Genomic DNA, 11534 nt, shown 5'->3' on the forward strand with positions numbered 1-11534 from the left:
GCTGCCGGCGCGCCCGTCAGCCGTCGGCGAGGCCCGCCAGCTCGGCCGCCACGCGCGCCGCCTCGGCAAAGGTGACGTCGCGGCCCAGCAGCCGCAGCTCGGCGCCGATCAGCTCGGCCTGGTCGAGGTGCTCGAGCCGCACGCGCCGCACCAGCGCCGGCATCCCCTGCACCTCGGCGCGCGCCACTGCGCAGTTCGGCACGCGGTCGCGCGCCACGCTGAACAGCGCGCGCGGGCTTTCGAGCCGCAGCGCGGCCAGCCGGTCGAGCTCGTCGTCTTTTGGTTTGGCCGGGCGCAGCCGCACCAGCACTTCGCTGCCGTCGTCGCGGCGCAGGCGCGCGCTTGTATCGGCGCGCGCCGCCAGCGGGGCGTTGACGCGCCAGCCCAACCGCGCCGCCAGCCAGCCCACCAGCAGCAGCGCCTGGCTGCGATCGGCCGCGGCGTCGCTGGCCTCGTAGCTCACCGTCACGCTCGTCAGCTCGCGCAGGTGCGCCACCTGGGCCGGCGCGTCGAAGAACTGCGCCGTCAGCTCGCGCCACGGCGTCAGCCGGCTCCACGCCAGGTCGCTCACGCGCATCCCCGCCGCCAGCAGCTCGGCCATGCGCGCCAGTCCGGCCTCGGGCGCGTCAAAGGTGGCGCTATCGACCACCACCCGGTCGATCAGGCTGCCAAACCGGGTGAAGCGCGGGTCGTCGAACGGCGCGCCAGCCATCCACCACAGCATCACCGGCACATCGGGCACCAGCAGCGGCAGGATCGCGTTCGGCACCCGCTCGATCGCCGGGCCGTGCGCCTCGATGGTAATCTGCTCGCCCCACGAGAGCGGGCGGCCGTGGGCGTGCTCGCCGCGGTGCGCCTGCACCCAGGCCGCCAGCTGGTCGCGCTGGTCGTGCGGCAGCGCGTTCACCACAATCGCGCGGTGCGGGTGGCGCGGCGTCAGCCGGGCCACCGTGTCCAAGGCTGCGCGTGCCGCGCCAGCGCCGCGCGTCACCACGATCAGGTTGAGCACGCGGGTGCGCGCCGGCGCGCCGCGCCGGGCGCCGGCAAGCTCGCTGGTAGCCTGCTTCCACAGATCGCTCAGCGCGCGCTCGATCGCGCGCGACTCGAGCGGCGCGGGCGCACCCAGCGGCTCGGAGATCGCGATATCGCTCATGGCCCCCCCAATGCGTTTAGAACGTCAGCAGGCCCCAGAACAGCAGCGCGGCCAGCAGCACGTAGCTTGCCACATTCGCGGCAATTGCGGCGTCCCAGGTGATCCGCGGCGCGTAGTTTTTGCGCCACTGCAGCACCAGGCCCTCGATCACAATCGACAGCAGCGCCGTGGCTACAAGCCACACCAGCGGCGAGATCGCGAAGCCGCAGTTCGTGACGCTCTGCAGCTTATCGGCGCTCTCCTGCGTCTCGCAGCGGTAGGTGGTGGCATAGTACACCGCGAAAAACACCACGCCCACCAGCGTCGACACCAAATTCGCCAGCGTCGAGTCGATGAGCGACTGGCGATAGGTACCCCAGCGCATGCGCCAGATCACCAGCGATTCGAGCAGGGTCACCGGGATGAACAGCCCCAGCCCGGCCAGCACGCCGCCGAGCAAAATCATCGGGCCAATCGCCACGTCGGCAAGTATGAACATGGTTCGTCGCTTTCGTTACAGCCGGCGCCAGGCACGCCATTCTTTGCCCAGGAGCCGGTCGGCCTCTTTCGGCCCCCAGGTGCCGGCCTCGTAGTTCGGGAACGCTGGCGGCGCGGCGTTGGCCCAGCCCTGGTGAATTGGCGTGATCAGCGACCACGAGGCCTCGACCTCGTCGCTGCGCGTGAACAGGGTCGAGTCGCCCAGCATGGCGTCGAGCAGCAGCCGCTCATAGGCCTCGGGCGACTCGACGCCAAACGCCGCGTTGTAGCGGAAGTCCATCGTTACCGGGCGGATCTGGTTGGCCTGGCCGGGCACCTTCGAGTCGAACCGCAGCGTGATGCCTTCGTCGGGCTGTACCTGCATGGCCAGCACGTTCGGCTCGATATCGCTGAGCGGCCCGCCCTCGAACAGCATCAGCGGCGCCGAGCGGAACTGGATGGCGATCTCGCTGACGCGCTTGGGCAGGCGCTTGCCGGTGCGCAGCAGAAACGGTACCCCGGCCCAGCGCCAGTTATCGACGAAGAACTGCAGCGCCACGTAGGTTTCGGTGCCCGACTCGGGCGCAACGCCCTCTTCCTGGCGGTAGCCCGGCACCGGCTCGCCGCCGATCGAGCCGGCGCCATACTGGCCGCGCACGGTAAACTGCTCGACCTGCTCGGGCGCGACCGCGCGGATGGCGCGCAGCACCTTGACCTTCTCGTCGCGCACGGCGTCGGCGCGGTAGCCGATCGGCGGCTCCATAGCCGTGAGCGTCAGCAGCTGCATCAGGTGGTTCTGCACCATGTCGCGCATGGCGCCGGCGTGCTCGTAGTAGCCGCCGCGCCCCTCCAGGCCCACCGTCTCGGCCACGGTGATCTGCACGTGGTCGACATAGCGCCGATCCCACAGCGGCTCGAAGATGCCGTTGGCGAAGCGAAACACCAGAATGTTCTGCACCGTCTCCTTGCCGAGGTAGTGGTCGATGCGGTATACCTGCCGCTCGTCGAACACCTTGTGCACCTCGGCGTTGAGCGCGCGCGCGCCGGCCAGGTCGCGGCCAAACGGCTTCTCGATGATGATCCGCGTCCAGCCGTCGCCGGGCGAGCGCGCCAGCCCGGCCGCGCCCAGCTGCTGGATGATCGTCGCGTACGACTCGGGCGGCGTGGAGAGGTAGAACAGCCGGTTGCCGCTGGCGCCGCGCCGCTCGTCGAGCTCGTTCAGGCGCGCGGCCAGAGCGGCGTAGCCGGCCGGGTCGTCGAACGACGACTGCACATAGCTCACGCCCTCGGCAAAAGTTTCCCACAGCGTCGGCTCGACGCCGCTGCGCGAGAACTCCTTGGCCTCGTTCAGCAGCGATTCGCGAAAGAACTCGTCGCTCCAGGCGCGCCGGGCGAAGCCCACCACGCTGAAGCCGGGCGGCAGCAGCCGCTCGCGCTGAAGGTTGTAGAGCGCCGGCACCAGCTTGCGATGCGTCAGGTCGCCGGTGGCGCCGAAGATCACCACGGTGCATGGCTCGGGGGTGCGCTGCATGCGCATGCCGGCGCGCAGTGGGTTGGCGATAGAGACGGTGTCGGTCATAATGCTCCTGCTTGCTCGCCACGGCGGCGCGGCTCAATCGCGCTGAGCCTGGTCATTGGCGTCGTCGAGATAGCCCTGCACCCTGGCTAGCAACCCACGCTCCACCGGCGGCAGGCTTTCCCAGTAGTGGCCCAGCCACGTTACGCCCGCCAGAAACGCGTCGGCGCGATCGACGGCCGGCTCGACGCTGCGCAGCAGCTTCCAGAAGCCCGGCCCGTGATCCTGGAAAAAGACGTGCGCCAGCTCGTGCGCCACCACCGCCTCGAGCACCCAGCCGGGCATGTGGCGCAGCGCCGCGTTCAGGCGGATGGTGCGCGTGGCTGCGCTGTAGCTGCCCCAGCGCGCCTGCTGGTTGGTGGCCCAGCGCACGCGCGCCACGCTGGGCGGCTGCGGAAAGCGCGCAGCCACGCGCTGCACCAGCGCCAGCGCGTCGTCCTCGGTGTTGATCTGGCGAGCGCGCACCCGCCGCACCAGCCGGCGCGCCAGATCGGGGATCACCTGATCGAGCGTGGCCTGCGGCGTGTTCAGCGGCGCGCTGACTGCCAGCACCTCGCCGCGCAGGCGCGCGTTGATATTCTTCACACGCTTGCGCTCGATCTGCAAGGTCAGCGTGACGCCGTCGACGGTGATCATTTGTGGTTTAGTATTCGACATGCCGGCATTATACCCGAATCTGCGGCCGGCCCACCCGCAGCAGCACAAACAGCGCGGCCCCGACCAGCCGCAGCCCGGCTGCTACGAACAGCGCCGGCGCCGCGCCAAAGCCGTCGGCGATCGCCGTGCCCAACGTTGGCGCCACAAATGTGGCAAGGTACGTGGTGAGCTGGTACAGCGCCACGTAGGTGGCGGTGTGGCGCGGCGGGCAGGTGCTCAGCAGCATGTCGAACAGCACCAGGTCGATCCCGGCCATGAAGATCCCGCCCATGCCGGCGTACAGCGGCTGCGGCGCTACGCTAGGCGTCAGCCCGGCCAGCAGCGGGTACAGCACCAGCCCGAACGCGCATACCTGCAGCACCTGGACGGCGCCGCGCCGCCGCGATACGCTCGACCACAGAAAGTAGGCCACCAGCAGCACGCCGCTGTTGACGGTGTTGATAATGCCGATCCAGGCATCCGAGGCGTGTAGCTCGCGCACCCAGTACAGCGGGAAGATCGGCAGCGCCAGCGTGATGCCGCAGCGAAACACGAACTGGCTCAGCACAAACCGGCTGAAGGCGGCGTTCTCGCGCAGCGCCCGCATGCCCTCGCGCAGCTGCTCGCGCCGCGATTGGCCCGCGCCGGCGCCAGCTTCGGCCGGCTCGTTGTCGGGGATGCTGATCTGGCTCGAAAACGCAAAGCTCAGCAGCCCGCCCGCGAACGAGCCAATAAACACCAGCTGGTAGTTGAGCGGAAAAACGAATCGCTCGAGCAGCCAGCCGGCCAGCGCCACCGTCACCGCAGTGGTCAGGCCAAGGATCGACCAACGCCGGCTCATCAGGTAGTAGCGCCGGTCGGGGCCGGCTACCGTGCCCATCACCACTGTGAACGCCACATTCACGATCGTCTGCGGCACCGTGGCGATCGCCCAGATCGCAATCACCAGCAGCGGCGTCTGGCCGGCGGTAAAGGCAAACGGCACCAGGCCGGTGAGCGCATACGAGCCGAGCACCCATACCCGCGCGCGCGAGTACCACGGCACAATATTGCGCTGGCGCTCGAGCAGCCGGCCCACCGGCAGCGCCAGCGCAATGCCGGTGAGCGCCGGCATCGAGGTGAGCAGGCCCACCAGAAACGACGACGCGCCTAAGCGCACCAGAAACACCGAGAGGAATGTGGCCACGCCCGACACCAGGCCCACTCCAATGCCATCCACCAGCACATTGCGAATGTTGCGCTGCTCAAGCGTCTCGGGCCGTAGAAACGTGCGGAAGTTGCGCATGGTTCGGCGTCGACCAGCTAGCGGCGCGCAAACATCGGCGCGCCAGGTGCGGCGCATTATACTCTGGCTGCGCCGCACGCCCTTCGCGGCCGGCCTCCGTCAAACGATGTATTTTGCTCGTGCGGCATTGACAGAGCAAATGAATAATGATATATTTCCTAACGTTGTTAGATTTCCGAAAAGCTATTTGAGAATCTGTCTGAGAAGCTGTTTGAAAAGGGTGGTTTGGAGGGACTTCGTCCCTCCAAGTTTCACTTTTCTGCGGGTGGCGGCCACGAATGTGGCCGCCACCCGCCAGAAGGGAAGTGCGAGGGCATAGCCCCTCGCGCATCCCTTTTCCAAACAGGCTCTGAAGGGATGCGCACTCCGCCTGTTCAGGCGGCTCCGAGGCACGATGGGCACGAAAGAGCGGCGCGAGCGCGAGCGCCAGATGCTGCGCCAGGGCATCCTGGCGGCCGCGCGCGACATCGCCGGGCAAGAAGGCTGGCAGGCAGTCACCATCCGCCGCGTGGCCGAGCGCGTCGAGTATAGCCCGCCGACGATCTACGAGCATTTCGCCAGCAAAGAGGCCATGCTGCTCGAGCTGATGCGCGCCGGCTTTGTGCTGCTGCTGGCCGACATGCGCCGCGCCGCCGATGCCGAGCAAGGCGCCGAGGCGCGCGTTGTGGCGCTCGGCCAGGCCTACTGCGCCTTCGCCTGGCACAACCCCCAGCTCTACCAGCTGATGCACGGCCTAGGCGTGCCTTTCTGCGCCGGCGAGGGCGCGGCCCAGCCTGGCATCGCGCTGGCCGAAGCCGACGCGGTGTTCGAGTACACGCTCGCCGCGCTGGCCGATCTGGCGCCGCGCCTGAGCAGCCGCGCCGAGCTGGAAGATGCGGTGATGATCCTGTGGGCCACACTGCACGGCCTGGTTTCGCTCAGCATGTCGGGGCGCATCGAGGCAAGCCCCGAGTGCCGCGCCAGGCTGGTTGATCGCGCAGTGCGCGGCTTCTTCACGGCGTATATCGCCGAGTAGCACGCCAGGCACCCCGCCGGCGCCCACTATGCACCAGAGGTATCCCATGAGCACACGGCCCTTCCACGATATCCCGTTTGTCGAGCCAAGCGACGAGATGGCCGCCGACCCGGCACGCGCGATCGCCGAGCGCTATGCGCGCCACGGCGCGATCTTTCGCACCACAACGCCGTTTGGCCACGACCTGGTGTACCTGGTTGGGCCTGAGGCCAACCGCTTCGTGCTCGCCACCGAGCGCCTGAAGTTCTCGCACCGCGTCGGCTGGGGCGAGCTGCTTGGCGTGATCGAAGTGTACGGCGACGGCCTGCTGACGATGGACGGCCAGCGCCACGACGAGCACCGCCGGATCATGAACCCGGCCTTCGCGATCGGCTACATGGATCGCTACCTGCCGCTCATGCAGCGGATCATTCGCGAGCGCAGCGCTGGCTGGGCCGCGCGCGCCGAGGTCGATATCTACGACGAGGCCCGCAAGATCACCTTCGACGTGGCCGCCGAGGCGCTGCTAGGCTTTCGCACCGGCCCCGAGGTCGATCAGTTTCGCGAGATCTTTTTCGCGCTGCTGACGCTCGGCTCGAATGTCGCCAGCGACCAGGAGTACGCCGAGCAGCTCGGCCGGCTGCAGCATAGCCTGCTGGATCTGCTGCTGCCCAAGCTCCACGCCCGCCGCGCCAGCCCCACCGACGACGTGCTGGGGCTGCTGGTTCAGGCGCGCGACGGCCAGGGCGGCGCGCTGAGCGACGAACAGCTGATCGCCCACACGAACATTCTGCTGGTGGCCGGCCACGAAACCTCCACCAGCCTCAGCGCGTGGCTGCTGTACCTGCTGAGCCAGCACCCCGCGTACCTGCAGCGCGTGCTCGGCGAGCAGGCCGCTCTGGGCGTCGCGCCACACGCCGACCCGACACTCGATCAGATCAAGCGCATGAAGGTGCTCGAGAACGCGCTGAGCGAGGCCGAGCGGCTGTTCCCGCCCATAGCCGAGGGGCCGCGCGGCGCGCTCGAAGACTTCGAGTTCAACGGCTACCACGTGCCGGCCGGAACGTACGTGTTCTACTCGATCGCCGGGGCGCACCGGCTGCCGGCAATCTTCGCCGACCCGGATCGCTTCGACCCGGATCGCTTCGCGCCGCCGCGCGAGGAGCACAAGAAGAACCCCTACGCGCTGGTAGGCTTTGGCGGCGGGCCGCGCATCTGCATCGGCATCAACTTCGCGCAGGTCGAGATCAAGGCGCTGGCCTCGCACGTGCTGCGGCACTACCAGCTCGATCTTGCCCCCGGCCAGCAGATCGCCCAGATATACCGCCCCACCGGCGCGCCGCTCGACGGCATCCGCATGCGCGTGCATGCCCGCTGACGCCGCCGGGGCTGGCTCGCGCACGGCGCGGCCTTCCGTCAATCGATGTATTTCTAGCTCGACCGAAGGGCCATTGCGGCTGGCAGCTCGGCCGGGTATGATAGTGAGACGTATGTTGAAAGGAGTGTGATTCGCTTTGGCAATACTCGAACAAGAACTGCCTGAGATCGAGCTGGAGGCCAGCATGGGTGCAACCGCCGACGCGCCCGCGCCGCTCGACGCGGCGACGCTGCGGCGGCGCGTGTTTGGGCTGGCCTGGCCGGTGATCGGCGAAAACTTCCTTGAGACGCTGCTGGGCATCATCGACACACTGCTGGTGGCCGGCCTGGGCGCGGTGGCGATCGCCGGCGTCGGCAGCGCGCTCCAAGTCATGTTCTTCCTGATCTCGGCGCTCAGTGCGCTGGCGGTCGGCAGCGCGGTGCTGGTAGCCCAGGCCATCGGCGCGCGCGACCCCCTGCGCGCCGGCAATCTGGCGCGCCAGTCGCTGATCTGGAGCGTGCTGCTCTCGATCCCGCTGGCGATCGGCGGCTACCTGCTGTCGGGGCCGGTGATCAGTATATTCGGCCTCGAGCCGGCCGTCGCGCGCATCGGCGTGCAGTACATGCAGGTGACGATGGGCACCGTGGTGGTGCTGGTGGCGCTGTTCATCGGCGGCGGCGTGCTGCGCGGCGCCGGCGACTCGCGCACGCCCATGCTGGTGACGGCGCTGGCAAATGTGGTGAATGTGGGCCTGGCCTACAGCCTGATCTATGGCCACTTCGGCCTGCCGGCGCTCGGGCCGGTGGGCAGTGCCTGGGCCACGTTCCTGGCGCGCGCGCTGGCGCTGCTCCTGCTGGTGGGCGTGCTGTGGCGCGGCCGCAACGGTGTGTCGATTGGCGGCCACGGCAGCTGGCTGCCCGACCTGAAGGTTGCCCGCCAAGTGCTGCAGATCGGCGTGCCGGCCGCGCTCGAGCAGGTACTGGTGTCGGGCGCGTTTCTGGCGCTGTCGATGGTGGTGGCGCGGCTCGGCACCGAGATGCTGGCGGCCCACCGTGTGACCTTCAACGCGCTGTCGCTCTCGTTCCTGCCGGGCATTGGCTTCGGCATCGCGGCCACCGCGCTGGTCGGCCAGAGCGTCGGGGCGCAGCGCATCGGCGAGGGCGGCGCTGCCGCGCGCGTGGCAACGATCTGGGCGGTGGCCTGGATGAGCGCAATCGCCGCGCTGCTATTCATCTTCGCGCCGCAGGTGCTGCACCTGTTCACCAGCGATCAGGCGGTGGTATCGGCCGGCGCGTCGGGCCTGCGGATCGTTGCGCTGGCGCAGCCGTTCTGGGCGGTGATGTTTGTGCAGTCGGGCGCGCTGCGCGGCGCCGGCAACACCCAGTTCCCGCTCATGGTCAGCGGCGTCGGCATTTGGCTCGCGGTTGGCCTGGCGTTTGCGCTGATCGAGACGATCGGCGGTGGCCTGGCGTCGGTGTGGGCAGCGTTCCTGATCGTGTCGCCGGCCATGGCGCTGCTGATGTGGCGGCGCTTCCGGCGTACGGTGGCAGCTGGCGGGTAGCGAGTACCACCTCCGGCTGATCAGGTGCTGTATGTGGGGGTTCGGGGGCGGCTTCGCCGCCCCGCTGTTGTTTTACGATGCCCTGCCCGGCTTCGCCGGGCAGGGCACCGCAGCTTGATAGCTAATGCCTAGTGGTGCGCCTCGCTCGAGCTTTCGGCAGCCTCGCCGTCGGCGGGGCGGCGGTTGACGCCATCCCAGCTCCAGGCGATCGGCGGGGCGGGCGGCTGCGGCGCGCCGGCGGCCTCGGGCTCGAGCGTGATCCGCGTGGCAATCAGCAGTGTCGCGAAGAACACCACAAAGATCGCCGCCACGACGATCAGCGTGACCGCGCCTTCGGTTTCGGCCAGCTTGGCCAGCACCACCGCGAACGGAAAGATCGCCAGCGCCACGGCGATCACTGTGCCAAATTTGCTATACATCTGCTCCTCCTGTCGGTGTCGATGCGCGCGAATTATAGCACAGGGCTCGTGCAACGTCTTTCGACCCCTCCCCCTACCCCCTCCCCTGTCAGGGGAGGGGTAACACATCTGGCTTTGTGGTGTGGTCGCCGCCGCGACCGCACCACACAGCCAACAATACTCCCCCTCATACCCGCGCGCAGAGAGGGGGGGTAGGGGGGTGAGGGCCGACTTTGCACGAGCCCTGAATTATAGCATAGCCCGCAAGCACAACCGCCGATCTGGCCGTATAATAGCATTGCAAATTCGCTGCTATGAGTCTGGATGCCGAATGCTACAAACCTTCACAATGCCCGGCGGCCTGCGCGTGCTGGTCGATGAGCTGCCACACACCCACTCCGTCTCGGTCGGCTGCTTTGTGGGCGTCGGCTCGGGCCACGAGAACCCGCCGAGCTGCGGTATCTCGCACTTCATCGAGCATATGCTGTTCAAGGGCAGCCGCCGCCACCCTACGCCGCGGCTCATCTCCGATGCGATCGAGGGCATTGGCGGCATCCTCGACGCCTATACCAGCTTCGAATCGACCGTGTACTACGCCAAGGTGGCCGACATCCACTTCGACCGCGCGGTCGATGTGCTCTCGGACATGCTGCTCCAGCCCTGCTTCGACCCGCGCGATGTCGAGAAGGAGCGCCGCGTGATCGCCGAGGAGCTGCGCCAGACTGAAGACACGCCTTCGGAGCTGGTGCACCTGCTGCTCGACGGCGCGATGTGGGGCGACCAGCCGCTGGGCCGCGATATCGCCGGCGACGAGGCCTCGGTGGCGGCGTTCGCGCACGAGCAGGTGGTGGCGCACTGGGCCCGCCACTACAACCGCGCCAACACCGTGATCTCGATCGCCGGCAACATTGCCGCCGAGCGCGCGGCCATGGCCATCGCCCAGGCCTTCGACCCAATGCCCTACGGCGAGCCGGCGCTGTTCGTGCCTAGCGTGCCGCCGCAGCCCGGCCCGGCGCTTGCGCTGCGCACCGACGACAGCGAGCAGGGCAATTTCTGCATCGGCTTCCCTGGTATCGCCCAGAACGACCGCGACCGGCGGGCCATGCAGGTGTTCGACACCGTGCTGGGCGGCGGGATGTCGTCGCGCCTGTTCCAGGAGATCCGCGAAGAGCTGGGCCTGGCCTACAGCGTCGGCTCGTACAGCCGCGAGCATCACGACGCCGGCAAGTGGGTGATCTACGGCAGCGTCGAGCCCGACAACCTGGCGCCCTGCCTCGAGACGACCATGCGCGAGCTGCGCGGCGCGCTGAACGACGGCATCACCGACGACGAGCTGCGCCGCGTGAAAGAGCAGGTGAAAGGCGGCATCCTGCTATCGCTCGAAGATACCTGGTCGGTGGCCTCGCGCAATGGCTCGCACCAGCTGCGCTACGGCCGGGTCATCCCCGTCGACCAGGTGGTGGCCGAGGTCGAGCAGGTGATGCGCGACGACGTGCTGCGCGTGGCCCAGCGCGTGCTGCGCCAGGACGCGCTGCACCTCGCGGTGATTGGCCCATACGACGACGGCGACGAGCTGCGGGCGCTGCTCACGCTCGCTTAGCGCGCGGTAGACTACCAGCTATGAGTATTACCATTCGCGCGGCGCGCCCCGGCGAGGTCGAGGCGCTCATCCCGCTGCTGCTGCTGGCCGAGGAGTCCGAGCCTGGCCTGCGCTGGGGCCTTGCTAACCTCGTCGACGCCGTCTACCGCGCCGATGACGGCGGCACGCTCGTCGGCGCGGCTACGATGCAGTGGCGCGCCGACCCGTGCGAGCTGATGGAGCTGGCGGTGGCGCCCGAACGCCAGCACCAGGGCCTGGGCCGCCAGATCCTCGAGTGGCTCGCATCCGAGGCTCGCCAGCGCGGTAAAACTGCCATGCTGGTAGGCACGGCCAACGCCAGCATCGGCAACATCGCGTTCTACCAGAAGTGCGGCTTCCGCATGGACTCGGTGCGCAAAGATTACTTCTGGTACTACCACGAGCCGGTCTACGAGAACGGCATTCGTATCCGCGATATGCTGGTGTTCCGCCGCGATCTCGCCGCCGCCAGCTAACGCCCCCGCTGAACCTCTGTTTTC

Annotated in this window: 11 protein-coding genes; 5 read left to right on the forward strand and 6 right to left on the reverse strand. The window is 68.3% G+C overall.

The window, feature by feature from the left end:
* Positions 1–16: 16 nt before the first annotated feature.
* Genes U0177_RS01580 through U0177_RS01600 form a run of 5 tightly spaced genes read right to left on the reverse strand, consistent with a single transcriptional unit; the run spans position 17 to position 5106 of the window.
* Entirely contained in the window at positions 17–1153 is a 1137-nt protein-coding gene (locus tag U0177_RS01580; RefSeq protein ID WP_409568825.1) for a glucose-6-phosphate dehydrogenase assembly protein OpcA, read from the reverse strand.
* 16 nt (positions 1154–1169) lie between these two features.
* Entirely contained in the window at positions 1170–1631 is a 462-nt protein-coding gene (locus U0177_RS01585; RefSeq protein ID WP_409568826.1) for a hypothetical protein, read from the reverse strand.
* A gap of 15 nt (positions 1632–1646) precedes the next feature.
* Positions 1647–3188, reverse strand: coding sequence for a glucose-6-phosphate dehydrogenase (gene zwf, locus U0177_RS01590; RefSeq protein WP_409568827.1), 1542 nt, complete (start codon positions 3186–3188; stop codon positions 1647–1649).
* 33 nt (positions 3189–3221) lie between these two features.
* Positions 3222–3842, reverse strand: coding sequence for a YgjP-like metallopeptidase domain-containing protein (locus U0177_RS01595; RefSeq protein WP_409568828.1), 621 nt, complete (start codon positions 3840–3842; stop codon positions 3222–3224).
* A 7-nt stretch (positions 3843–3849) separates the two neighbouring features.
* Positions 3850–5106, reverse strand: coding sequence for an MFS transporter (locus tag U0177_RS01600; protein ID WP_409568829.1), 1257 nt, complete (start codon positions 5104–5106; stop codon positions 3850–3852).
* Between the two features lie 394 nt (positions 5107–5500).
* On the opposite strand from U0177_RS01600, the gene U0177_RS01605 reads away from it, so the two are divergent.
* The 3 genes from U0177_RS01605 to U0177_RS01615 all read left to right on the forward strand — a co-directional run bounded on the left by U0177_RS01605 (position 5501) and on the right by U0177_RS01615 (position 9018).
* Positions 5501–6121, forward strand: coding sequence for a TetR/AcrR family transcriptional regulator (locus tag U0177_RS01605; protein WP_409568830.1), 621 nt, complete (start codon positions 5501–5503; stop codon positions 6119–6121).
* A 46-nt stretch (positions 6122–6167) separates the two neighbouring features.
* Positions 6168–7478, forward strand: a complete 1311-nt coding sequence (locus tag U0177_RS01610; RefSeq protein ID WP_409568831.1) for a cytochrome P450 — start codon at positions 6168–6170, stop codon at positions 7476–7478.
* Positions 7479–7614: 136 nt separating this feature from the next.
* Positions 7615–9018 (forward strand): MATE family efflux transporter, encoded by a 1404-nt coding sequence (locus U0177_RS01615; protein WP_409568832.1) that lies wholly within the window; start codon positions 7615–7617, stop codon positions 9016–9018.
* A gap of 128 nt (positions 9019–9146) precedes the next feature.
* On the opposite strand, the gene U0177_RS01620 is transcribed toward U0177_RS01615, so the two are convergent.
* Positions 9147–9437 (reverse strand): hypothetical protein, encoded by a 291-nt coding sequence (locus U0177_RS01620; protein WP_409568833.1) that lies wholly within the window; start codon positions 9435–9437, stop codon positions 9147–9149.
* Between the two features lie 310 nt (positions 9438–9747).
* Between U0177_RS01620 and U0177_RS01625 the strand changes: the two genes are divergently transcribed.
* Positions 9748–11016 (forward strand): M16 family metallopeptidase, encoded by a 1269-nt coding sequence (locus tag U0177_RS01625; RefSeq protein ID WP_409568834.1) that lies wholly within the window; start codon positions 9748–9750, stop codon positions 11014–11016.
* A gap of 20 nt (positions 11017–11036) precedes the next feature.
* Positions 11037–11510: a GNAT family N-acetyltransferase gene (locus U0177_RS01630; RefSeq protein WP_409568835.1), complete on the forward strand. Its 474-nt coding sequence runs from the start codon at positions 11037–11039 to the stop codon at positions 11508–11510.
* Positions 11511–11534 lie beyond the last annotated feature (24 nt).

The organism is Kouleothrix sp. (genome assembly GCF_046328425.1).
GTDB lineage: Bacteria > Chloroflexota > Chloroflexia > Chloroflexales > Roseiflexaceae > Kouleothrix.